Below are 22,115 nucleotides of genomic sequence, written 5' to 3'. Positions count from 1 at the left end.
GCAATGGGAGGACTGACATGTCGCACGTCGTCGTTGAAAGGAGCTTTCCGATGCCGCAGTCGGACGCGGACCTGTACGTCCTGGAAGACCACCTGGCCCCGTGCAGCGAACTGCATGGCGTTGTCTGGATACGCAGTGTCGTGTCCATCGATCGCCGGCATATGATCTGCGAGTATGAAGCGCCCGATGCGGAAACCGTCCGAAAGGTGCAACGGGAAGCCGGCGCTGCCTTCGATCACATCTGGTCGGGCGACGTCATTGAAAGCTAAAGCGGCACGCGCGTTGGCGTAAGCCGCAGCGTCGAACAGACACTTGGGAAGCTCCTGCTTCCTAATGACGCGCCGCGCGCGTCGTTTTTTTATCGCGGCTACCGCGCTTTGACAGGCGCTATGTCCCGAACGACTCGGCGGCGCATGCAGCCAACGCCGCCCGTCTGCTACAGGTCAAAATGACCGCAGTTCCATGTCAATCTGCCGTTTTCAAAGACCGAACGCCGGCAGCGTCGAAAGGCCGTTAGTGGCCGCACCCCGCCCGACCAATCGATTGCGCGGATCGTCGGCGTAACCGCGCCATGCAAAGGGATATCACGACCCATTATGCCGCCGGTCGAGCCGTCAGGGCTGCAACGGCAGGTATCAGACGATACTGTTGAAAAAGTCGCTGACAGTCTCTGTCGCTGGATCTTGCAGCTGATCAATTTAGAACTGCGACTTGTTCGTGCCTGACAGAGTCTAGGTTCACTCAAGCCGTGGTGTGCTCCAGACACGCATTCAAGGAGGCTGTTCCATGAGCGACCAATATTCTTCGGCACTCGATACCGCCTACCGCAGAGCGATTCGATTCCACAAGGCAAGGAAAGGCCTGCCGGCACAAGCGTCTGCGACGTTCGACCAACTGCTTGAAGCTTTCGGCGGTCCGATGACGGATGCCGGTATCGCGCCGGCAACGGTCATCGAGCGCCTTGCAGATGCCGCGGAGCCTGGTTTGACCGGCACGGCTGGACCGCGCTTTTTTGCCTGGGTGATGGGTGCATCACACCCGGTCGGAGTCGCCGCGGATTGGCTAACGAGCATGTGGGGCCAAAATGGCGCCGGCTATCACAGTTGCCCGGCGAACGCGGCGGCCGAGACTGTAGCTAGCAGGTGGCTGCTAGAACTCCTCCAGCTTCCGCCCGAGTGCTCGGTCGGATTTACCACTGGTGGGACAATGTCGCACTTCGTATGTCTTGCAGCCGCGCGTGGCGAACTGCTCAGGCGGCAGGGATGGGACGTTGAGGCAGACGGCCTGTTCGGTGCACCAGAAATCACGGTGTGCGTGGGTGCTGATGCTCACGTCAGTGTGTTTTCCGCCCTGCGATATCTTGGATTTGGTCAGCGTCGCGTCGTCGCAATACCGACGGACGGTGAAGGGCGAATGAACGCGAACGAGCTTGGACGGGCGATTGCGCGGGTCAAGGCCCCATTGCTGGTGATCGCTCAAGCCGGACAAATCAACACCGGGGCCTTCGACCCTCTGGATACGATCGCTGAGTCGACGCATGAGAGACAGGGCTGGCTGCATGTCGACGGCGCTCTCGGACTTTGGGCTCGCGCCTGTCCTTCGCGTGCACATCTGGCGGAAGGAGCTGAACGGGCGGACTCATGGACGACCGACGGGCATAAATGGCTGCAAAGCCCCTACGACTGCGGCTATGCAATCGTCCGCGATGCGCGCGCGCACCGTCGCGCCATGACGGTTAAAGCCAGCTACCTCCCCGTGTCAGGAAACGAAATTCGTGACCCGAAGGAGTGGGTCCCCGAGCTGTCGCGCAGGGCTCGAGGTTTTGCGAGCTGGGCATTGCTCTGCGCATTTGGCAAGGACGGAATTTCGGCGATGGTTGAACGGCATTGCCAACTTGCCGAACGAATGTCATCCGCGCTAGCCAGCGAACCGGGCATCTGTGTGCTCAACAAAGTAGAGCTTAATCAGTTCCTTGTCCGATTTGGCTCGGCCGAGGTATCCGAGCAATCCGACCAGGCGACGAGGGATGTCATTGCTCAGTTGGAGACAGAGGGCAGCTACTTCTTCTCGGGCGCGGAATGGAGAGGAATGTGGGTCATGCGCGTGTCAGTGATCTCCTGGGCGACGACCCAGTCGGATGTGGATCAGGCGATCAACGTCGTCGTGGAAGCGTGGCGCCGGGTGACGGGCGAAACGAAGAATCCGGCAACCTGAGCTAATACCCAAGCGCCGACACAATCCGTCACGAAGGTCCGTTACTTGCGGCAGAGCCGACGTTCGAACGTCCGCACGACGGCATCGGCGAACGTCGCTAGCTGGCCGATCGCGGAAGCCGCAATCAAGCGGTGAGCCCTGCTTTCGCCTCCGTCAAGCCGGGTGCAGCAGTTTGCCTCGGGAACAGCGCCGCCAAAGCGGCTCAATTCTGGATGTTTTCCTCGCAATCGTTCCAGTACCGCAGCGGGTCGCGATGTTGTGGATAGCGTAAGTTGAGCCACGCTGACAGCCTGGTCCAATCTGGATGATTGGTACCGGTCTGAGCGGACCAGATCGATGACCGCTCAAGAATTTGACCGTTCCCGCGATCACGGACAAGCAGGCTGCCTAGTCCGCTAGAACTGTTCGCTTGTGACTCAATAAGATATCGCGGCAGAATTTTGAGTTCAGCATCCGCAGCCCAACCGTATAAGGCGCGGACCACGCCGGACGGATCTCTCAGCTCTATGGGGCCGCTTTCCGGGCGAACGGCTGTCCATCCTTCGGGAAACTCGGTGACAACCTCGTTTTTACCTTCCCTCACCCACTTCACGCGCCATGCGCGGACCATCGCCTCGCGCATGCGAGACACCGACTCGTAGCCAACGGGCAACTCGATCGCCATCGGAAGCGTAATGAGGTTGTCTTTCCAGAGTTTGGTTTCGTCGTCGACGCGCTCGAGCACGTCGAATGCTCCTGCTTCGAATGGGTTCTCGGGCCGGCCCGATACTTTCGCGTTGCCGCCGGGCAATCCCTCGAAAAGGCGCTCAGCATCATGGCGGGTAAGTTTTGTCTTTCCTTTCTTCATGGGTCTTCCTACAGCAAGGTTGTTGTCTCGCTAACGCCTGGGCCCTCATGATTCGGCCACTGCCGGCCGCGCGTTTCCCGCCGACTTCGTCAGGGTTTCGCATCGTCCGGCTTGGGGCTCCAGGCCGCAGCCAAGCGGCTTTGTACAGCGACGAGTTGGTCATCGGTGGTCGCCACCAGCCACAAACGTGAGTGCTCCGCGATTTGGCGGTTGTGGTCCTTCAACGGTCCCATGGTGGCAGCGGACTTCCAGGCCACCGGGCCGATTCGGCTGCTCCGGCCCGAGGGCGCACCCACCAGCAGGCAGTAAGGTCCAAGAGGAAGCGAGACGAACGGGAGGGCCGGACTAGCGCGCACGCGCCAGTCGATGAACGGCGCCTCGTTGATGAGCAACGGAGTGGGCAAGCCGTAAAGCACACTGAAATCGTACAGCGACAGTTGCGCGCGCGCGCCCGCGTAGATACGCCGGATATCGTCGACAACCGCGGCGCGGATTTCATCGTCGAACATGGGCTCCTGCGCATAGCGTGCAGAGGCTTCCTGAGCGTCAATCTGATATGAGCTGAACAGGCCAAGTTCCACGCAGTCCTGCACTGCGCGCTGGACCTCCACCATAGAGCCGGCTTCCTCCGGCTTGCCCAACTGCGCTGCCCTCAAAAACCGGGCAAGACCCGTCTCCTGGATCGGAGGACTCTCCATAGACGCATCGTCGTCAGCATCCTTGTCGAGCGGCACGAAAATGTATTCTTCGGCCGCGAAGCGCGACTTCTTGCCTTCGTCAAACTTGATTTCGCCATCGATGCAGTCCAGATAGCGAGTACCGATTCGGCCATGCTCCCAAACCCAATTCTTCAGGAGCGGACGTAGCGGATGCAGCCTGTCGTGATTAGCCATGGGGGTCTCCAACTGCCCAAGTATAGATCCAAGTCGCCGCTTGCTCTGTTGGGGTCTAGTCTGGCAACGCGCGCTTGAGCGGGTTTCTGCGGTCACTCTTGGTCGGCAAGTGTTAGTCCGGGCCCAGCACGGTACCGACGGCCCTTTGCCGCCACAACCCTGCAATGGTTGCCACTCGCAAAAGGGATCTACGCTATCTCGTTAGCCGTGATCGATTGCGAACTTCGCAATTGCGGACCAGTCACGATCACCGAAACCCGCGTTCACGGCGTCCCGCATCCGGCCGTGAACGACATCAAGCATCGGCAGTACGCGAGCCGCATCGGTGGCGGCCTCCTTCGCCAGACGAAGATCCTTGAGCCCAAGCGTTGCCTTGAATCCAGGTTGGTATTCGTTCCGGATGATATTGCCGGAATAGGTCTGGTAGGGACGACTGCCGAACAGCGTACCCAGGATCAATTCAAAGAAGCGCTCTCGCGAAAGTCCGTTCGTCTCCGTTAGAACGACGGCTTCCGCCATCGCCTCAATTGCCATCGTGATCATCATGTTGCAGGCGATCTTCGCAGCATAGGCCGTGGGCGGTTCATCACCCATCTCCCAAACCTGTTTGCTAATGACTTCCAGCACTGGTTTGACTTTTTTCAGAGCGCCGGGCGCGCCGGCGGCGAGAACGTTGAGTTCGCCCCTAGCGGCGACATCCGGCCGCCCGAGCACTGGAGCAGCCACATAGGCGACGCCTGCCGCGCGATGAATCGCCACCAGTTCTTGCGCGAACGCCACGGAGATTGTCGATGCTACAACATGCACCAGGTCTGACCGCGCCTGGGACAGCAACTTCGCGTCAACCAGAACGTTGCGGATTGCAGAGTCGTCGGACAGCATCGTCAAGGCCATGTCCGCCTGCAACGCTTGCGCAGGCGTCTCTACCATGCGTACACCTTCGACATCCCCGCCTGAACGGTTCCAGGCTTTGACGGCGTGACCGGCAGCGACCAGATTGCGGGCAATTTCCCGGCCCATCGCGCCTAAACCAATGATTCCAATTCCATTTGAGTTCCCTGGCGGCTCATCACTATCGATGGCACGCAGCATGACTTGAATAGCCCTGGTCGGATCACCCGCCTGCTGTCTTTTCACGTTCATTGCTTTCGCTGAGTTGGGGTTTCCGTGTTCTCGATAAGCCAGTTCAACACCGGCATCAGTGCGTCATCGGAGTTCTTCTCGTAGATGAGACCGTGGCCGTTTCCGAACACACCATGGTCGGGAAGATGCAACAGTTCCGCCTGGCTGCCAGCCGCTTTCAGTTGCTCAACAGCGGGGCGACTGGCGGCGGCGAAGGCTGAGGCTTCGGCAGTGACGGCGACGATCGGCAAACCGGCGAGCGCAGGCAGCCGGTGCGCGCCAGCAGCAGCAGCCCGCAGATCTTCAGGTGTGGCGACGGACGGCTCCCAGTTCAGCGGCACCGCCGCGAGGCCCCATGTGAGCGACCCGATATTGGGAATATCCGCAAACGGGGGGCCCATCGGCTCAACGGCGACGATCGCTTTGACCAGCCCGGGCCGACGATCTGCCACTACCCAACCGACCGGTCCCGACGCTGAGTGCGTCAGGAGAATCGCCGGGCCAATCCTGTCCAGCAGCTTTGCGATCCTGTCCGCCTCCATGTCCTCGGAGAACGCGAGGTCTGCGGGAAGCGGGCCATAGCCGGCGATGAACCCGTCCATCGCCGCCTCGTCATCCCGGGCAAAAGGCCATTGGGTGTGTTGATCTTCATATTTTGTCGGGAAGTAGATATCGCGCCCGTGTTCATACGAGAACCCCGGTCCCATCGGCCCCATCGTCTCGACGTGGTACGGCGATCGTCCTTGTCCAGGACGGTCGACCACGAGAACCGCGTAGCCTGCTTCCACCAGACGTTGTGCCCAGCCTGGACGGCCATCCGGCGTGTCGAACCACTCGGTTCCCTGATAGCCACCGCCATGCACAAGCACAATCGGCCACGGACGCGTGGCCTGCTCCGGCGCTTCCCACTCAACGAAAAGCGGGCCGCATTGGTACGTCTCTCCGTCTCGTTCGATACGATTGCCAGAAATCCACATATGGCCGCGACGCACGGTGCGGGGGGCAGTACTTTTCCAGAAGGCCAAGATCTTTCTCCAATTTGCAAGTGAGAGGCGCGTAGCGCCGATCTGAAATTGACCCGCTCAGAGCGGAGTGACGCGCAAGCGTGTTGGTGCAAGGTCGGTGAAACTCGGAACGTCGGCCATGACCTCCCGGGTTTCTGGAGATCCGAAGGCGGTTTCAATTGCCGCTTTGTCTCGAAAACGGCATTCACAAATCGCGAGGGTGCCGACATGCGTCATCGGCGGAAAGAAGGCCGCGACGCTCTCAAGGCCGTAGCGCTGCCATGCCTGCATCACGAGCGGCAGGTGACGTTCGACGTAGTAGCTCCGATCAAAACGGTCTCCTGGCGCACCTTCGTAGGTGACATAGACGGTCTGCGATACAAGTTGCGACATGCCAATCTCCGTTTTGCCAATTTCTCCGAGCTGTCCCGGCCCGTAACCTGAAACGCCGATCAGGACGAGCCATGAGGGCGCCGCGACAGTGGATGCAGCGAAGTTTCCCGCATTCACTATTGTTCGACAATCCAATAAAATGAACATTCGCCGTTCATTTTTGTGGGACTCGGGTATGGAATGGAGTGATGTCCGGATTTTTCTGGCGATAGCGCGCACTGGAACATTGGGTGCTGCTGCACGACTGTTGCACCTTAGCCATCCAACAATTGGGCGACGCCTTCGCGCGCTCGAGGACGCCACGGGACAAGTGCTCTTTCAGCGAACAGCGGAGGGCTTCGTGCTGACGGAGGAAGGCACCGCGATCCTGCCCCTCGCCGAGCAGATGGAGGACAGCGCGCTGACCATGGAGCGGCGGCTGGCTGGTGAACAGCAACAGCTGGAAGGAACGCTGAGGGTGTCATCGGCTGACTGGTTTGGCGCCTATGTCCTGCCGCCAGTGATTGCTGAATACTCGCGCGAATATCCGCATGTTGAGATCGAGGTCCTGACGGGAACACGCTTGTTCAACCTCGCGCAGCGTGAAGCGGACGTTGCCTTCCGTATTGTTCCATTCGAGGGACCCGATATCGTGCAAAGACGGTTGGCCCAGATGCGATATGGCGTCTACGTGGCTCACGCGAGCGCCGATCCGATGGAAGGTGACGGCACAGGGAACCGTTTAATCGCAATGGACACGTCGACTGGTCGCTTTCCTGATATCGAGTGGCTAAAAAATCGGTTCCCGAACGCTGGTGTCGTATTGCAGTCGAACAACCGTAATGTCCACGCCCAGATGTGTGGGATAGGTTTGGGCATTGCTGTACTGCCGCGGCCTGTCGGAGATCAGGTCGGTACCATTCGCAGGCTCGATCTGAGCGAAGAGCCACCGCGTCGCGAGATCTGGATGGGCTATCACCGCGATCTCCGGCGGCTACATCGTCTTCGCGCGTTCGTGGATCTCGTCATCAAACACCTGGCCAATTAGTTGTACCCCGGTTCTCGGACATTTCAGCCCCGTTGCAAAAGGCCTGAAGAGAAGAAATCAGGCTGCTACACGCCACACTGATGCTGGAGCGTAGCAAAGAGCGGCACGAACGCGATTATCGAAGCGGTCGAACCGGTGACCGGCGACCTCGCCATCAATCACGAACAGTCCGCGCAGTAGATATCGTAAAGTTGAGGAATAAAAGACGGCTCGCACTCCATTACTCACCAAGGCCGGACATGACCAATCCCGGGTAACGATGCCGAGACCAGATCCCGCGCTGTACCGCAGCCACAGAACGCCGATGACGCGCCGGCGGCGGCGTCTTCTGATCGTCGGCGCGATCGTGCTCGTCGCCGCGTTCGGCTGGATGCTCGCGCTTGTGCTCGAGCCCGCGTTCCAGCGCACGATCGTCATCACCTCCGGCGCGGACGGCGGCATTTATCGCGGCTTCGCCGATCGCTACGCGCCGCTGCTCAAGCGCGAAGGCATCAAGCTAGACATCCGTAGCTCGTCGGGCTCGGTCGAAAACTACCAGCGGCTCGCGGACCCGGACAGCGCCTATCAGGTCGGCTTCATCCAGTCGGGCACGACCAGCCCGAAAGACACGGACAATCTGCAAACCATCGCCGCCGTGTCGTACGAACCGATCTGGGTGTTCTATCGCGGCGACGCGACGATCGACCGGCTGTCGCGACTGCGGGGCAAGCGCATTTCCATGGGCGTGCCTGGCAGCGGGCTGCTCCACGTCTCGCAGGTGCTGCTCGGCTATAGCGGCATCACGAGTCGGAATTCGACGCTGCTGCAGATGGACGCGAACGCTGCATACCAGGGGCTCGAGAGCGGTCAGCTCGACGCGGCGTTCTTCATTGGCCGGCCCGACGCCGACATGCAGCACACGCTGCTCACCAGCAACCTGAAGCTCATGAGCTTCGCTCAGGCCGACGCCCTGGTGCAAAAATTCCCGTCGCTATCGAAGATCGTCTTGCCGCGCGCATCGACGAGCGTCGCCGACGACTTGCCGCGCAGTGACGTGACGCTGCTCGCGGCGACCGCATTGCTGGTGTCGAAGGACACGCTGCATCCGGCGCTCGTCTATCTGCTGCTCGACGCGGCGCGCACGGTGCACGGCGGCGAGGACTACTTCACGCCGCTCGGCACGTTCCCGAACCTGAACACCGAAGAATTCCCGATCTCCGACGAAAGCGTGCGCTATTTCAGATCGGGCCGGCCGTTTCTGTATCGCTACCTGCCGTTCTGGCTCGCGAGTCTGATCGAACGACGGCTGTTGATTCTGGTCCCGTTCCTGGCGCTGCTGATCGGCCTCGCGCAGGCGCTGCCGCGCATGCTTGAAGCGCGTATGAAGAAACGGCTCGTCGTCTGGTACCGGGCGATCAAGGCGCTCGAGGACGACGTGTGGAAGAACGCCCAGCCGTCTCGCGCGCAAATCGCGCAATGGAGCGACGAGATCGAGAGCATCGACGCGCACGCGAGCCAGATTCGCATTCCGTATCGCTACTTTCAGGATGTTTACGCACTGAAGCAGGCGATCGGCGTCGTGCGTGACCGGATAGCGCATGTGGCGCAGAAGGTGCAAAGCTGAAACGGCGTTCCCTTACCCCTGCGCGATTCTCGGGTATTCACCACCGCTCAACCGGTTGATTTTCCGCGGGACCCCACCGTGCGGGCGCTTGCCGCAGCGCAAGAAAAAAATCTCTGTGAAATGGGTTGCGCGATAGCGCGATTCAATTGGCGCGCTAGCGGTTCGCATTCTGTAATGAACTTCTGCCGTCCGTACCGCCATCCCGCCCGCCGCACTGCCCGGAGTAAGCCCATGTCGCAGCCAGAGCCGAACGTAGATGAAGTCGTCCAAAGCATCGCCGAGGAAACCGACACGCCGGCTGAAACGGTGTCCCGCATGTACACCGATACGCTCGCGGAAATCCGCAGCGAGGCGCACGTGTTCGACTACGTGCCGCTGTTCGCCGCGAAGAAGGTCCGCAACGAACTGCGCGACAAGCATCATCGCAAGCACTGACCCGCGGTACGCGGTGATGCATCGGCCCACCGCAATCTTGCACGCGCCCGTGGCTCCAGACTTCGCGCATGTGGTGGAGCTAACAATCGCGCCGTAGATTTTCTATGCTGGCGGTTCCACAGCTTTCCAAAGGAATCGCCGTCATGTCCGCCCCGCTGCAGATTCGCGCCGTCAACCGTGACGATTTCGATGCATGGCTGCCGCTATGGGACGCCTACAACGCGTTTTATGGCCGCTCGGGCGAGACCGCGTTGCCGCGCGAGATCACCCACATTACGTGGAACCGCTTTTTCGATGGCTACGAGCCGATGCATGCGTTCGTCGCGGACCGCGCCGGGCAGTTGCATGGCATCGTGCATTTCCTCTATCACCGTCACACGACGATGGCCGGACCGATCTGCTATCTGCAAGACCTGTACACGCTCGATAGCGAGCGCGGCAAGGGCGTCGGCCGTGCGCTGATCGAGGCAGTCTATGCACGGGCAAAAGCCGACGGTGCGCAACGCGTGTACTGGCAGACGCACGAGACGAATCGCACCGCGATGCAGCTCTATGACAAGGTCGCGGACAAGTCGGGCTTTGTGATTTATCGCAAGTCGCTTTAACCATAACCGGTGTCGCGCGCACCGCTTCGAGCGGCGCCGATGCGACCGTCACGTCTCCTGCGGAACTCACCGATGACCGACCACGATCCTCACCTGCCGCCGAAACTGGACAACCCCGATTCAATCGATCGCGCCAACGACACCCCCGACGACCCTGAACGCCGGCGCGTGCTGTCGGGTCTCGCGGCGGTCGGCCTCGGCCTCGCGCTCACCGGCTGCAAAACGGGCGAGGGACTGGCAGGCAACGGTCCGCCGCGCAGCGCCGCCGACTTGCGGCTCGACGCTGCACTGCACGATCAGGTGAAGAACATCGTGGTGATTTACGCGGAGAACCGCAGCTTCGCGAACCTCTACGGCAATTACCCGGGCGTCCAGCACCCGCTCGACTCGGTCACCGCCGAGCAATACGTCCAGTTCGACCGCGATGGCAAGACGCCGCTGCCACGGCTGCCGGCGATCTGGGGCGGCCTCGTGCCGCAAGCGCAGGAAGTGGACGGCAAGCGCTACATGATCGGCGAAAACGATCTCGATCATCTGCGCAACCGGCCGTTTGGCATCGTCGATGCGCACGGCGTGCCGCTGCCGACCGGCGTGATCACGCGCGACCTCGTGCATCGCTTCTATCAGAACCAGATGCAAATCAACGCGGGCCGCAACAATCAGTTCGCCGCGTGGGGCGATTCCGGCGGCCTTGTGATGGGGCATTACCGCAATTCCGCCGAGACGCTGCGCCTATGGAATCTCGCGCAGCAATACACGCTGTGCGACAACTTCTTCATGGCCGCTTTCGGCGGCTCGTGGCTGAACCACATCTTCCTGATTTCGGCGCAGGCGCCGTACTATCCGGACGTCCACAACAGTCCGGCGAAGAAGATGGTGTCGGTGCTAGAAGGCGACGATCCAACCGGCACCCGTTTGAAGCTCGCCCCTAACTCACCCGCGTCGGCGCTCGACGGTCCGCCGAAGTTCGTCAATGACGGCGCTTTCACGGCCGACGGCTACGCGGTCAACACGATGGCGCCGCCGTATCAGCCCAGCAGCGTGCGTCCGGCCGAGGGCGGCGACCCGGCTTTCGCGGATCTGTCGGACCCGCGCGTGATGCCGCCGCAGCATTACGCGACGATCGGCGACCGGCTGACCGGCAAGGGCATCGACTGGGCCTGGTACAGCGGCGCATGGCAATACGCGCTCGATCATCGCGATACGGGGGCGATGCCCGACTTTCAATACCACCATCAGCCGTTCAACTACTTCGCCAATTACGCGCCGGGCACCGCCGCGCGCCGCCGCTACCTGCACGACGGCGGCATGGGCAATGACGCGTCGACCAATCGCCTGATCGCCGACATCGATGCGGGACGTTTGCCGACCGTCACGTTCTACAAACCGCAAGGCGACCTGAATATGCACGCGGGCTACGCGGACGTCGCCTCGGGCGACCGTCACATCGCGACGCTGATCGAGCACATTCAGCGCGGCCCGCAATGGCAGAACACGGTCGTGATCGTCACCGTCGACGAGAACGGCGGCTGGTGGGATCACGTCGCGCCACCCATCGGCGATCGCTGGGGTCCGGGTTCGCGCGTTCCGGCGCTCGTGATCTCGCCGCTCGCGAAGAAGGGCTATGTCGATCACACGGTGTACGACACGAACTCGATTCTGCGTTTCATTAACCGTGTGCATGGACTCGCACCGCTCGATGGCGTGGTCGCGCGCGACAAGGCATTCGCAAGCAACGGACTGGCGCCGCTCGGCGATCTGACCGCTTCGCTCGATCTCGCTTGAGCGCCTGGCGGCTGCGTTGCTCGGCCGCGCCGCGCCGTTTCGCGAATCTTTCCATTCGGATGTCGTGCCTTTGCCTTGCATAAAGCGCCGCGCGGCCTAGACTGATAAAGCCCTTCGCAATTTATGAACGGAACTGATATGCGACTGACCATCCTGATTAACGGTTCCGATCCCACCGTAAGCCATGACTACGCTGTGCTCTGGCTCGATACCGACGAACATCGGTGGTCGAGAGAAGCGCATCAAGGGATCGACCTGCCCCCCTGGGGCGAACTGCGCGACGAGAACGGCGTGACCACGCTGTGCGCACCGAGCGCCGACGCGCCGGTCTGTACGTTGCGCGGCCTGCACGTCGATCGCAAGGAGCGAGTGAGCGCCGCGCAAGGCGCCGCGGCATGGACCGCGCTGCAAACGCGCAAGGCGACGAGTGGATTCTGGCGCTTGCAGGCAGTGGATCGTCAAAAAGTCTGCGCTGAAAACAGCGTGTTCGGTAATTAAGTTCTGGCGCGATTCTTCGCGCTTTTCTTTTCCGGTCGAAACTTCCGGCTCGTTGCGCGAGCACTGCTCGCACGCGTAAATCTGTTAGTGCGCAAACGAACACAACGCAACGCGCTATCGCACCACTTAAGACCTTCTTAAGCTTGCGTGCGTAGAGTCGGAAGTCCACGCATTCGGGTCGCTGCAAAGCGGCCCATTTTTTTGTCCGCCGCGCGCCGCCTCTTTTTCCCATTTCCATTCCCTTTTGCATCGTGCTGTCGCTCGACGCGGGCCGCGACGCTATACTTGCGCCCCCCGTCCATGAACCACCGACACATGAAGAAGTGGCTTGCCTGTCTGTTTTTCGCCGCCGCCGCCCATGCGAGCGCGGCGCCTTCCTGCACCGGGTTCACGCCGAATGCGCAATGGCCCGTCCTCACCAACCAGAAGATGGCGCCGAAAACGCGCCTGCTTTGCTATGGCGATTTCGCGGTACTGCATTCGGGTGTTACGCACGGTCCGCTGTGGTCGGCCGAGCATCTGACGCGCGAGCACATCGAAGAAGCGAAGGATAGGGTGCGCACCAACAAGTTCTTCGAAGACGCGCGCCTGCCTGATGGCGAAGGCGCGACGCTCGCCGACTACAAACGCAGCGGCTTCGATCGCGGTCATATGAGTCCGGCGGGTAATCGCTGGAACGATGAGGCGATGGCGCAATCCTTCTCGCTCGCGAACGTCGTGCCGCAAAACCGTCAGAACAACCAACGATTGTGGGCACGCATCGAAAGCGCGGTGCGCAAGATCGCGCTCGCCTACGACGACACATACGTCGTCACCGGACCACTGTTCACCGGCCGGCAAGTGCAGACGATCGGACCGACGCGCGTGTTGGTGCCGACTCAGTTATACAAGGTCGTCTATGTGCCGTCGCGTCAACTCGCATTCGCCATCGTGGTCGATAATGTAGCGACCAACCGCTACGACATGCGCACGATTCACGAACTCGAAGCGATGTCGGGCATCCGTTTTCCGGGCATTCCGGACAACCTCAAGGACCAGCGGCCAGGAGGACTAAAAGGTGTTTAAACCCTATTCGAACGATGACGACGTGCTCAACATTCAGGGCGATGCGCTCACGCTCAGCAACGGCACGACGCGTGTCGTGCTGAACGGCACGCTGGAATTGACGCGCGACCAGCGCGGGTTGAAGGCTGCACTCGCGCTCAAGGAAGCACTCGATGCGATTGTCGCGAGTCTGCAGGCGCAGAAGGATTTACCGGCGAAGGTAAAAGACGAGCCGGATGCTGAACCGGGTGTCGTGCAGAATCCGTTTCAATGAGTTGATTCGCCGGCGTTGCATTTACGCAACCTGGCAGCTGCCCATTTTTTACTCATCTCGGGCACGCAAACCTTTGCGTGCCCGGCTGTTTTCTAATCTCGCGCCGGTAGAGTGAACAGACGCCCTTCTGTCACAGAAAGTACATGGAGAAACTTTAGCGTGCGAGGTTTCTTCATACACCGACTGGCGTCGCCATGCATCCAGCGTTCTCGAGATTTCGCCGTTCTTCCGCACAGGGGAATCCGCGCACTGCCGGAGATTTGTGCCAGGAAGTCCCATACGTAGACGTTGAGGATCCCAACTCGGTGGTCATGGAGATCTTCTCTGCGCGCCGCGATATGCAAAGTCTCGCTGTCATCGACAACCACCGTCCCATCGGCCTGATCAACCGCGATATTTTTATGTCGCAAATGAGCAGGCCGTTCCATCGAGAGCTTTACGACAAGAAAAGCTGCATCGCGTTCATGGACAAAGAGCCGCTCATCGTCGATGCCGACGTGAGCATCGAAGCGCTGACGTTCAGAACGGTCGAAGCGGGAGAAAAGGCGCTGGTCGATGGTTTCATCGTGACTCGCGAGGGACTCTTCTCGGGCCTGGGGAGCGGTCTACAGCTGATCAGCGCGGTCGCGGAAATGCAAGCGGAGAAGAACCGCCAGATCATGCAGAGCATCGAGTACGCCAGCGTGATACAGCGCGCGATGTTGCGTGCTTCCAGCGAGACGCTGTCGATGAAGCTGCGCGACGCAGCGATGGTCTGGGAACCTCGCGACGTCGTCGGCGGCGATTTCTATCATTTCGCGGCGTTTCCGAACGGCTGGTTTGGCGCGGTCGCCGATTGCACCGGACATGGCGTTCCCGGCGCCTTCATGACCTTGCTTGCTTCGGCGTCACTGTCGAAGGCGCTCGAGCACATCGGTCCGCGCGATCCGGCCGCACTGTTGGCGGCCGTCAATCGAAACGTCAAGGGCTTGCTGGGACAAGTGAGCCGTGCCGCCGAAGGAAATCAATCCAACGACGGCCTCGATACAGCACTCTTCTGGTTCGATGCCACCGAAAGCATGTTGCATTTTGCGGGGGCGAGGATCGCGCTGCACATTCTGTCGCCTGACGCGGCAGAGTTCGAAACGATCGGAGCCGACCGGATGGGCGTCGGTTATGTGGACAGCCGCGCCGACTACGCGTGGCGCTTGCACTCGATTCCGGTCACGGCGGGCAGCCTGCTGTTCATCTACACCGACGGCCTCGCCGATCAGATCGGCGGCCCGCGCAACATTTCTTTCGGCCGGCGCCGTGCGCTCGACCTGATCGTCGAAAACCGCGCCGAAACCCCCGCGACGATTTGCGAGCGCGTCCGGCTCGCGCTCGCGCAATGGCAAGGCAACCAACCGCGCCGTGACGACGTCACGCTTTTCTGCGCCCGCATTTAGTGAATTCCCAGAATGTCCCCACTCCTAGAACAAGACAGCGCCTTTTTCGAACTTGCGCAGCGACGCAATGTGCTCTTCTATCATAAGGGCTACTTCTCCCATAACATTGTCGCGTCGATGGGCGAGGTCGTGAAACTGCAGCTGGAAGTCGCCGGCGTGAGCGGTCCTACTCGCCGCAAACTTTTTTCGTCCTTTATCGAGCTGGCGCAGAACATCGTTCACTACTCGTCGAACGCTCTGGAGCCTGGCGGCGAACGGGCAGGCGAGATACGCGAGGGCGCCGTGTGCATCTCCAGGCATGGCGAGCATCACGTGATGTTGTGTGTCAATCCGATCGCGACCGCCGAGGTCGAAGGCCTGCGAAACAGGCTGGAGCCGCTGCGCAACATGTCTGTTGAAGAAATCAGGCAGGCGTACAAGGTGTCGTTGCGCACTGACGCTCCGAAAGACAGCAAGGGCGCCGGCCTCGGCTTCCTGACGATGGCGCGCGATGCGAGCGCACCACTTGAATTCGCTTTTCATCCGCGTGCCGACGAACCCGACACGACGCTGTTTTGCCTCACGGCCATCATCTGAGCAGGAAGGCACACGAACAATGGAAAACCTACACATCCCCGCGACCGCGACGTCGCCCGAAGTCGATTTTCGCTTCGACCAACATGCGTTGTCGATCAAGGGCGAGTCCTACCCCGAAAACGCGGCCGCTTTTTACGCGCCGATCATCGAGCAGATGCGCAGGTACCTCGCCGCGAGCGCCGGGGCCGAGATCACCATCGACGTCGCGCTGACTTACTTCAATAGCTCGAGCACCAAAATGCTGTTCAGCATCTTCGACGCGCTGGATCAGGCGGCGGAATCGGGAAGCCGCGTGTTGATGAACTGGTATCGCGACGAGGAAGACGAGACCATTGCCGAGTTCGGCGAAGAACTGAAATCCGATTTCCGCGCGATCGAGTTCACCGATCGTCCTATCGCACACCAAGGAAAATAAGGTGCGCTCGAACTCTTTCCGCGAAGTGTCCTCGGGTGGCGCGCCCGATCTGTTCCAGAACGAGAGTTCGGCGCTGGCAAAGGCTCTCGCCATGCATTCGATCATCGATGCGGAAGCCGCGGAGTATCGCCAGTCATTGGGCGAACTGATCGAGCACTTCGAGCGCCTGATGCGCGAAACACGGCGCCTGATCGGCCGCAGCGACCGGGCTGAACGCGAAATGCAGGCGCTGGCCCAGCAGTTGGCGTATCGCGCATCGCACGACGCGTTGACGGGCGTATTGAACCGCAGTGCTGTGATCGAGCGGACCACCAAGGTCCTGCGCACCAGCAGCGCGGTGATGATCATCCTGGACATCGACGAGTTCAAACGGATCAACGACGATTACGGCCACCCCACTGGAGACGCGGTCATTTCGGGGGTCGTCGATTGTCTGCGCAGAATCGTGGGCGAACAAGGCTTTATCGGGCGAGTAGGCGGTGAGGAGTTCACCGTGTTGCTGCCCGGTCATGAGCCGGCCAGTGGGGCCATGCTTGCTGAGCGTATGCGAGAAGCCATCAGTGAGTCGGTGGTCGTTGCACCGGTCGAGCGCCGCATCACGGCGAGCTTTGGCGTCAGCATCAATGAAGTCGGAACCGGCTTCGACACCGCCTATGGCCTCGCCGATGCGGCTCTGTACCGCGCCAAGCGAAGCGGGCGCAACCGCGTGGAATTTGCCGATCGATAGGCGGACAAGCACACACATAGCACACCGTCACAGGCAGATCCGGAGCGCCCGAACGCAACTCATGCAGCCACCTGAACAATCACTATCCGGGCGGGCCGGTTTTCGCTCGCGCCGCGTTGACGGAAAGGGAAGTGCCGTGGGACAGGAAGCAACGCGCAAAGCCGGTACTGTCATCGCCGTGCTTGCCATTCTCGCTGTCATTGCGACGAGCACCTTCCTCGCAATCCGCCAGAGCAGCGAACAGGACAGTTCGCTTCGGACGATCCAGGCTTCCGGACGGCTGCGCCACGACCTCGACCAGGTTCAGCACGTCATGCTCGATGAGCATGCCATGCTCTACACCTCGATAGCGACGGTGCCGCTCTACCATCGCGCCGCCTATAGCTTTCCGATGCTGGAACTGCTCGCCTTGACGCGCGACGCGCGCGAGAGCTGCAGCGAGAATCAGGAATGCGTATCGCGGCTGTCGGATCTGGACGACATGATCGGCAGACTGAGCGAACTGAGCTTTGGGCTGGCGCGCAAGATTGCGGAGCATCCCGGAAGCGTGGCAATGGGCGATCCGAGACTGGAGGAAATCGACGCCTACTTTTATAGCGTCCTCGAGCGGGTCGTCGACGTACGGCTTGCGGCCGACGCGAAGGTCGCCTCAGTCGTCAGCAAATCCTCAGTGGATGCGAAGTGGTTTGCGCGCATGCTGTTGAGCTGCGGCGTGGTCGCGGCCTTGTTGCTGGTCTCGCTGATTCACTGGAATGGGCGGATTGGCGCGCGCCTTCGTCGTTCGCTCAAAAGGCTCGAGCATCAAGCGAGATACGACGCCCTGACCGATCTGCCGAACCGGGTGCTGCTCGCCGAACACCTTTCAGCGTCGTTAGTTCGCGCGGCCGCTACAGGTCAAAACGTCTCTGTGCTTTTTCTCGATCTGGATCGATTCAAGGACGTCAATGATTCGCTCGGACACCGCATTGGCGATTTGCTGCTCGAGGCCGTCGCGCGAAGGCTCCAGCGTCTGTTGCAGGCAACGGATTTCGTCGCGCGCTACGGGGGCGATGAGTTCGTCATCGTCGCCGAACGAACTGACGCGGGGGAACTCACCGAAATGCTGGACACGCTCATTCACGAGATGAGCGAGCCGTATCGCATCGGCGAGCATGAGCTTTATCTCGAAGCAAGCATTGGCGTCAGTACTTTTCCACAAGATGGCGCCAAGCCGGATCTGCTAACGCGAAATGCGGATGCCGCGTTGTACGGGGCGAAATCGCGTGGGCGAAACGGCTACCGGTTCTACGAACCGGAACTGAGCCGGGCCGCGGCGGAGAAGTTGCGGCTCACGACCCGGCTGCGGCGTGCAGCGAAAGCCAATGAGCTGTATCTGGCCTATCAACCGCAGATCGACATGCAAACCGGTTGCATCGTCGGTACCGAGGCGCTGTTACGGTGGCACGACGAAGAACTCGGTGAGGTCTCGCCGGCCGTCTTCATCCCGCTTGCGGAAGAAACCGGCCTGATCCAGAGCATCGGCACGTGGGTATTGCGGCACGCGTGCCTGCAGGCGAACGCATGGGTACGCTCCGGTCTTCCGCCTGTGCGCATATCGGTCAATGTTTCGCCGCTTCAGGTCGAGCGAGCGGACCTTCCGGGCGTAGTGCGCTCGGCACTCGCGGATGCCCACTGGCCCGCCGAACTATTGGAACTCGAAGTCACCGAGGGCACGTTGATGCGCAACGCGGAAGAAGCACAACGGGTTTTTCGCGAACTTCGCGAGCTCGGTGTGTCCATCGCTATCGACGACTTCGGCACGGGTTATTCGAGCCTGAGCTATCTGAAACGCTTCAGCGTCGACCGCATCAAGATCGATCGCGCGTTCGTTTGTGAGATCGGCAGAGACAAGGAACTGGAAGCTCTGTCGCTCGCCATCATTGCAATTGCTGAAACGCTGAGCTTCGATGTCATCGCCGAAGGGGTGGAGCTCGATGTCCAGCGCGAATTTCTGGTCCGCCACGGATGCACGGTGGCCCAAGGGTTTCTGTTCAGCCCAGCGGTCTCGCCGGAGGTGTTAGCGCAAATTCTCGGCAAGACCGCGGCCGCGCCTTCCTTCAGCATGGCCGCTTTCCGGGGTCTCGCATTCTGACCGACGACATGTATCCGCGCTGAAGCACTACTTACGCTTTGTCACCAGCGCGGCGTCAACTCCTGTATTCCGCCCTACGTTAAACCGGCAGCGCTGAAATGATTCAGCCGCGACAAACGAATCCCCCGATTCAACCAGGAGTCACATCATGAAGACGCTTTTCGCCGCTGTTGCTTCCGCTCTGCTCGTCTCGACCGCATTTGCTCAAACCGCCGCACCGTCGGCCGCACAACCTGCGCAACCCGCGCAAGCCACGCAGATGCCGGCCGCCGGCCAGGCGAATCTGAAGGCGAGCACCGCGGTAGAAGCCGGCGCGACGAACGACAACGCGACCGCGACGAAAGCGCCTGCCAAAGCTGCTGCGCACAAGCACGTGAAAAAGACGTCGGCCCATACGAAGAAGGCCCACAAGTCCACGGCCAAAAACGCCGTCGACACGAGCGCCGCGAAGACTAAAACGGAGAGCGCGAAAGAGGCCAGCACCGCCCCGGCGAAAGCCGACGGCGCACAAGCCGACACGACCAAAACGCAATAACACGTGATCGGTTTCGGCGCTGACCGGCCATGCAGATGGCGTTCAAATAGAAGTTGATCGAAGCCGGACGTGCCGTTCAGGGAGGGCGAGTCTTATGACTCGCCTTTTTTCTATGCGGCAAGAGCCTGTTCACGCAGTTTGTCCGCATCGACGATTTCGATCTCCGCATAGCGCAGCTTCAACGCGCCCTGCGTCTCGAAGTGCTTGAGCACCTGATTGATGGTCTGCCGCGATAACGCGAGCATCATCGCAAGATCTTCCTGCGGGAGCTTCAGCACGGTTCGGCATGCGCCGGGTTCGCCATAGCCGCCCGCCATCAGCAACAGGCGACGCGCGACACGCGGCGCGGCCGGCAAAAGCGCGGCTTCCTCGATCGCCTCGAACGCAAGGCGCAGTTTGTGCGTGAGCAGCAGACCGAACGCATGCCAGTAAGCCGGCGTGCGCTCGAGCAGCGCGGCGAGCGCGGCGCGCGGCACGTGAAACAGTGCGGTATCGCGCTCGGCATACGCGTCGTGGGTTCGCGGACGATTGTCGAACAGCGCGATTTCGCCGAACCAGTTGACCGGCTCGATCACCGCGAGCAACGCTTCCTTGCCCGTCGAACTCGCCGCGCCGATTCGGATGAGCCCGTCGAGCACGCAGTAGAGGCCGTCGTCGGCAGCGCCGCGCGTGAAAAGCCGCTGACCGGCCCCAAGCGATTCGACGCGCCCCGCGTCGCGCAACTGCAGGCGCAGATCGGCGGGCGCCGCGCGAAACCACGCGCTGTGTTCGAGCAGCGCGGCCAGCTCATTCGATGAAAAACGCTCTGTGATGGATGGCATTCGTGCCCGATCGTCGCTGATTGTCGGCTACCCGATGGTTTGAAAATCCGCTGCCCGCGATTATGCTGACTTTGACACAGGAGCGGCATTGATGAGAACGCTGACGCAGCAACTGACGCAATACGCGGCCTACCATCGCGACCGGCGCAATATCGCTACGCACTTCGTCGGCATTCCGATGATCGTGCTCGCGCTCGCGGTCTTGCTGAGCCGCCCGTCGCTTGGCGCGGGGATGTTCCCGATCACGTTGTCGCCGGCGTGGCTGTTGTTTGTCGCGGCGACCGTCTACTACCTGGCGCTCGACGTGCCGCTCGGCGCGGCGATGGCCTGCGTCTCCGCGTTATGTGTCGGGTTCGGCGAGTGGATCGCCGCGCAGGCGACGCTCGTGTGGCTCGCGACCGGCATCGGGCTCTTCGTGGTCGGCTGGGCGTTTCAGTTCGTCGGTCACGTCGCGTACGAACATCGCAAGCCGGCGTTCGTCGACGATGTAATCGGCCTGTTGATCGGTCCGCTATTCGTGCTCGCCGAAGCGCTGTTCGGTGTCGGCTGGCGCCCCGAGATGCGCGATGCGATCGACGCGCAAGTGGGGCCGACGCGCATCAATGCGCAGCGGACCGAAGCGCATCGCTGAGCGGGGGCCACCGCTCAGTTCGACGCGAGCCGAACGAAGCGCACGCTATGCAGCGCGGTCAGCGCGACGGCGATCCAGATCGGCACATAGGTCGCGAGTTGTGCGGCGCTCAGCGTTTCGCGCAACAGCGTGATCGACACGAACACGAGCAGCACCGGCTCGACGTAGCCGAGAATGCCGAACAACGCGACCGGCAACAGACGGCTCGCCTTCAGATACGAAGCGAGCGCGAGCGTGCTCAACGCGCCGAGGCCCGGCAACAGCAGACACCACATTTCCGCACGCGCTGCAATCGCTTGCAGCGAGGCGCCCTTGATGATGAACACGACCGCCACCGGTAACATCAATGCCATTTCGACCGTAAACACCGCGAGCGAATCCTGATTGATCCGACGCCGCAGCATCAGATAAGGCGGATAGCCGAGCGCGACGACGAGCGTCGGCCACGAAAACGCGCCTGTCACCCACAGCTCGTGGGCAACACCCACCGCCGCGCACGCGACCGCGAGCCACTGCAACGCGTCGAGCCGCTCGTGATAGTGGAAGCGCCCGACCAGCACCATCACGAGCGGCAGCAGGAAATAGCCGAGCGACACTTCGAGCATGCGCCCATGCAGTGGTGCCCAAAGAAACAGCCACAGCTGCGTGCCGAGCAGGCCCGAGGCCACGACCATCGCGGCGCCGAGCTTCGGCTGCGTGACCACTCGGACGACCAGCGCGCGCAGAATCGGCAGACGCTTGCGCAGCGCGACGAGCAGCAGCGCGCCGGGCACGGTCCATACGATGCGCCATGCGAAGATGTCGAGCCCCGACAGCGGTTTGAGCAGCGTCGCGTATGCGGACAGCAATGCAAACATCGCCGACGCGCCGATCGACAACGCGAGCCCGCGCCTGATGTCGCTGTGATTCATTGCGCGGTCCGGGATCGGTGTGACGCGTGGGCTTGCGGCGCGCGACCCAGGCGCGCGGCGTTCGTTGACGTCATGAATGCGATGTCTCATGAGCAGGCGGCCATGCGTGCACGGCGGCGGACGCTGCATTGTTGTTCTGAAGCCGTGGCGCAAACCGCAGGGAAACGGGCATTCTAGACGGGATATTCGCCAAAGGC

General features: G+C 61.2%; 24 protein-coding genes. 17 read left to right on the top strand and 7 right to left on the bottom strand.

Annotated features, from left to right (window positions below):
- Positions 1-17 precede the first annotated feature (17 nt).
- The gene (locus BJG93_RS16990) at positions 18-269 is read left to right on the top strand and encodes a nickel-binding protein (RefSeq protein ID WP_027195489.1); all 252 of its coding nucleotides are present in this window, start codon (positions 18-20) and stop codon (positions 267-269) included.
- 517 nt (positions 270-786) lie between these two features.
- Entirely contained in the window at positions 787-2,214 is a 1,428-nt protein-coding gene (locus BJG93_RS16985) for a pyridoxal phosphate-dependent decarboxylase family protein (protein WP_027195488.1), read from the top strand.
- Positions 2,215-2,416: 202 nt separating this feature from the next.
- On the opposite strand, the gene BJG93_RS16980 is transcribed toward BJG93_RS16985, so the two are convergent.
- The 5 genes from BJG93_RS16980 to BJG93_RS16960 all read right to left on the bottom strand — a co-directional run bounded on the left by BJG93_RS16980 (position 2,417) and on the right by BJG93_RS16960 (position 6,473).
- Entirely contained in the window at positions 2,417-3,061 is a 645-nt protein-coding gene (locus BJG93_RS16980; RefSeq protein ID WP_027195487.1) for a hypothetical protein, read from the bottom strand.
- Positions 3,062-3,150: 89 nt separating this feature from the next.
- Positions 3,151-3,954 carry a hypothetical protein gene (locus tag BJG93_RS16975; protein WP_027195486.1) on the bottom strand — a complete coding sequence of 268 codons (804 nt, stop codon included), beginning with the start codon at positions 3,952-3,954 and terminating at the stop codon, positions 3,151-3,153.
- Positions 3,955-4,155: 201 nt separating this feature from the next.
- Positions 4,156-4,974: an NAD(P)-dependent oxidoreductase gene (locus BJG93_RS16970; protein WP_027195485.1), complete on the bottom strand. Its 819-nt coding sequence runs from the start codon at positions 4,972-4,974 to the stop codon at positions 4,156-4,158.
- Positions 4,975-5,093: 119 nt separating this feature from the next.
- The gene (locus BJG93_RS16965) at positions 5,094-6,101 is read right to left on the bottom strand and encodes an alpha/beta hydrolase (protein WP_027195484.1); all 1,008 of its coding nucleotides are present in this window, start codon (positions 6,099-6,101) and stop codon (positions 5,094-5,096) included.
- A 57-nt stretch (positions 6,102-6,158) separates the two neighbouring features.
- Positions 6,159-6,473: an EthD family reductase gene (locus tag BJG93_RS16960; protein ID WP_027195483.1), complete on the bottom strand. Its 315-nt coding sequence runs from the start codon at positions 6,471-6,473 to the stop codon at positions 6,159-6,161.
- 175 nt (positions 6,474-6,648) lie between these two features.
- On the opposite strand from BJG93_RS16960, the gene BJG93_RS16955 reads away from it, so the two are divergent.
- The 14 genes from BJG93_RS16955 to BJG93_RS16890 all read left to right on the top strand — a co-directional run bounded on the left by BJG93_RS16955 (position 6,649) and on the right by BJG93_RS16890 (position 19,555).
- On the top strand, positions 6,649-7,500 hold the full coding sequence (locus BJG93_RS16955) for a LysR family transcriptional regulator (RefSeq protein ID WP_027195482.1): 852 nt from the start codon (positions 6,649-6,651) through the stop codon (positions 7,498-7,500).
- A 304-nt stretch (positions 7,501-7,804) separates the two neighbouring features.
- Entirely contained in the window at positions 7,805-9,103 is a 1,299-nt protein-coding gene (locus tag BJG93_RS16950) for a TAXI family TRAP transporter solute-binding subunit (protein ID WP_027195481.1), read from the top strand.
- 231 nt (positions 9,104-9,334) lie between these two features.
- Positions 9,335-9,538 carry a DUF3562 domain-containing protein gene (locus BJG93_RS16945; protein WP_027195480.1) on the top strand — a complete coding sequence of 68 codons (204 nt, stop codon included), beginning with the start codon at positions 9,335-9,337 and terminating at the stop codon, positions 9,536-9,538.
- 143 nt (positions 9,539-9,681) lie between these two features.
- Positions 9,682-10,143 (top strand): GNAT family N-acetyltransferase, encoded by a 462-nt coding sequence (locus BJG93_RS16940; RefSeq protein WP_027195479.1) that lies wholly within the window; start codon positions 9,682-9,684, stop codon positions 10,141-10,143.
- A gap of 72 nt (positions 10,144-10,215) precedes the next feature.
- On the top strand, positions 10,216-11,928 hold the full coding sequence (locus tag BJG93_RS16935; protein WP_034478100.1) for an acid phosphatase: 1,713 nt from the start codon (positions 10,216-10,218) through the stop codon (positions 11,926-11,928).
- A 138-nt stretch (positions 11,929-12,066) separates the two neighbouring features.
- Positions 12,067-12,426: a DUF3564 domain-containing protein gene (locus tag BJG93_RS16930; RefSeq protein WP_027195477.1), complete on the top strand. Its 360-nt coding sequence runs from the start codon at positions 12,067-12,069 to the stop codon at positions 12,424-12,426.
- A 315-nt stretch (positions 12,427-12,741) separates the two neighbouring features.
- Positions 12,742-13,491, top strand: coding sequence for a DNA/RNA non-specific endonuclease (locus tag BJG93_RS16925; protein ID WP_027195476.1), 750 nt, complete (start codon positions 12,742-12,744; stop codon positions 13,489-13,491).
- Positions 13,484-13,744, top strand: coding sequence for a hypothetical protein (locus tag BJG93_RS16920; protein ID WP_027195475.1), 261 nt, complete (start codon positions 13,484-13,486; stop codon positions 13,742-13,744). Before BJG93_RS16925 ends, BJG93_RS16920 begins: the two co-directional genes overlap by 8 nt.
- Before the next feature lie 311 nt (positions 13,745-14,055).
- Complete coding sequence (locus tag BJG93_RS16915) at positions 14,056-15,171, top strand: SpoIIE family protein phosphatase (RefSeq protein WP_034478096.1); 1,116 nt, start codon at positions 14,056-14,058, stop codon at positions 15,169-15,171.
- A gap of 12 nt (positions 15,172-15,183) precedes the next feature.
- Positions 15,184-15,747 carry a SiaB family protein kinase gene (locus BJG93_RS16910; protein WP_027195473.1) on the top strand — a complete coding sequence of 188 codons (564 nt, stop codon included), beginning with the start codon at positions 15,184-15,186 and terminating at the stop codon, positions 15,745-15,747.
- Between the two features lie 19 nt (positions 15,748-15,766).
- On the top strand, positions 15,767-16,162 hold the full coding sequence (locus tag BJG93_RS16905; protein ID WP_027195472.1) for a DUF1987 domain-containing protein: 396 nt from the start codon (positions 15,767-15,769) through the stop codon (positions 16,160-16,162).
- A 1-nt stretch (position 16,163) separates the two neighbouring features.
- Positions 16,164-16,889: a GGDEF domain-containing protein gene (locus BJG93_RS16900; protein WP_034478093.1), complete on the top strand. Its 726-nt coding sequence runs from the start codon at positions 16,164-16,166 to the stop codon at positions 16,887-16,889.
- A 61-nt stretch (positions 16,890-16,950) separates the two neighbouring features.
- The gene (locus BJG93_RS16895) at positions 16,951-19,020 is read left to right on the top strand and encodes a putative bifunctional diguanylate cyclase/phosphodiesterase (protein WP_027195470.1); all 2,070 of its coding nucleotides are present in this window, start codon (positions 16,951-16,953) and stop codon (positions 19,018-19,020) included.
- A gap of 148 nt (positions 19,021-19,168) precedes the next feature.
- Positions 19,169-19,555, top strand: coding sequence for a hypothetical protein (locus BJG93_RS16890; protein ID WP_027195469.1), 387 nt, complete (start codon positions 19,169-19,171; stop codon positions 19,553-19,555).
- Positions 19,556-19,665: 110 nt separating this feature from the next.
- Here BJG93_RS16890 and BJG93_RS16885 read toward each other — a convergent pair whose 3' ends face one another.
- Positions 19,666-20,376, bottom strand: a complete 711-nt coding sequence (locus BJG93_RS16885; RefSeq protein WP_034478089.1) for a Crp/Fnr family transcriptional regulator — start codon at positions 20,374-20,376, stop codon at positions 19,666-19,668.
- Positions 20,377-20,467: 91 nt separating this feature from the next.
- On the opposite strand from BJG93_RS16885, the gene BJG93_RS16880 reads away from it, so the two are divergent.
- Positions 20,468-21,007: an Mpo1 family 2-hydroxy fatty acid dioxygenase gene (locus BJG93_RS16880; protein WP_027195467.1), complete on the top strand. Its 540-nt coding sequence runs from the start codon at positions 20,468-20,470 to the stop codon at positions 21,005-21,007.
- A 14-nt stretch (positions 21,008-21,021) separates the two neighbouring features.
- Here the strand turns inward: BJG93_RS16880 and rarD are convergent, their stop codons facing one another.
- Positions 21,022-21,918 carry an EamA family transporter RarD gene (gene rarD / locus BJG93_RS16875; RefSeq protein ID WP_027195466.1) on the bottom strand — a complete coding sequence of 299 codons (897 nt, stop codon included), beginning with the start codon at positions 21,916-21,918 and terminating at the stop codon, positions 21,022-21,024.
- Between the last annotated feature and the right edge of the window lie 197 nt (positions 21,919-22,115).

It is taken from the genome of Paraburkholderia sprentiae WSM5005, assembly GCF_001865575.2.
Lineage (GTDB): Bacteria > Pseudomonadota > Gammaproteobacteria > Burkholderiales > Burkholderiaceae > Paraburkholderia > Paraburkholderia sprentiae.
This window is presented reverse-complemented; position numbering and strand designations above follow the sequence as displayed.

Bases quoted from the DNA above. Each gene is read 5' to 3' on its own strand.
- BJG93_RS16925 (WP_027195476.1), top strand. From the start codon at position 12,742: ATGAAGAAGTGGCTTGCCTGTCTGTTTTTCGCCGCCGCCGCCCATGCG.
- BJG93_RS16935 (WP_034478100.1), top strand. From the start codon at position 10,216: ATGACCGACCACGATCCTCACCTGCCGCCGAAACTGGACAACCCCGAT.
- BJG93_RS16940 (WP_027195479.1), top strand. From the start codon at position 9,682: ATGTCCGCCCCGCTGCAGATTCGCGCCGTCAACCGTGACGATTTCGAT.
- BJG93_RS16960 (WP_027195483.1), bottom strand. From the start codon at position 6,473: ATGTCGCAACTTGTATCGCAGACCGTCTATGTCACCTACGAAGGTGCG.
- BJG93_RS16885 (WP_034478089.1), bottom strand. From the start codon at position 20,376: ATGCCATCCATCACAGAGCGTTTTTCATCGAATGAGCTGGCCGCGCTG.
- BJG93_RS16950 (WP_027195481.1), top strand. From the start codon at position 7,805: ATGACGCGCCGGCGGCGGCGTCTTCTGATCGTCGGCGCGATCGTGCTC.
- BJG93_RS16970 (WP_027195485.1), bottom strand. From the start codon at position 4,974: ATGGGCCGGGAAATTGCCCGCAATCTGGTCGCTGCCGGTCACGCCGTC.
- BJG93_RS16880 (WP_027195467.1), top strand. From the start codon at position 20,468: ATGAGAACGCTGACGCAGCAACTGACGCAATACGCGGCCTACCATCGC.
- BJG93_RS16975 (WP_027195486.1), bottom strand. From the start codon at position 3,954: ATGGCTAATCACGACAGGCTGCATCCGCTACGTCCGCTCCTGAAGAAT.
- BJG93_RS16990 (WP_027195489.1), top strand. From the start codon at position 18: ATGTCGCACGTCGTCGTTGAAAGGAGCTTTCCGATGCCGCAGTCGGAC.
- BJG93_RS16905 (WP_027195472.1), top strand. From the start codon at position 15,767: ATGGAAAACCTACACATCCCCGCGACCGCGACGTCGCCCGAAGTCGAT.
- BJG93_RS16915 (WP_034478096.1), top strand. From the start codon at position 14,056: ATGGAGATCTTCTCTGCGCGCCGCGATATGCAAAGTCTCGCTGTCATC.
- BJG93_RS16980 (WP_027195487.1), bottom strand. From the start codon at position 3,061: ATGAAGAAAGGAAAGACAAAACTTACCCGCCATGATGCTGAGCGCCTT.
- BJG93_RS16895 (WP_027195470.1), top strand. From the start codon at position 16,951: ATGCAGCCACCTGAACAATCACTATCCGGGCGGGCCGGTTTTCGCTCG.
- BJG93_RS16910 (WP_027195473.1), top strand. From the start codon at position 15,184: ATGTCCCCACTCCTAGAACAAGACAGCGCCTTTTTCGAACTTGCGCAG.
- BJG93_RS16985 (WP_027195488.1), top strand. From the start codon at position 787: ATGAGCGACCAATATTCTTCGGCACTCGATACCGCCTACCGCAGAGCG.
- rarD (WP_027195466.1), bottom strand. From the start codon at position 21,918: ATGAATCACAGCGACATCAGGCGCGGGCTCGCGTTGTCGATCGGCGCG.
- BJG93_RS16955 (WP_027195482.1), top strand. From the start codon at position 6,649: ATGGAATGGAGTGATGTCCGGATTTTTCTGGCGATAGCGCGCACTGGA.
- BJG93_RS16945 (WP_027195480.1), top strand. From the start codon at position 9,335: ATGTCGCAGCCAGAGCCGAACGTAGATGAAGTCGTCCAAAGCATCGCC.
- BJG93_RS16930 (WP_027195477.1), top strand. From the start codon at position 12,067: ATGCGACTGACCATCCTGATTAACGGTTCCGATCCCACCGTAAGCCAT.
- BJG93_RS16890 (WP_027195469.1), top strand. From the start codon at position 19,169: ATGAAGACGCTTTTCGCCGCTGTTGCTTCCGCTCTGCTCGTCTCGACC.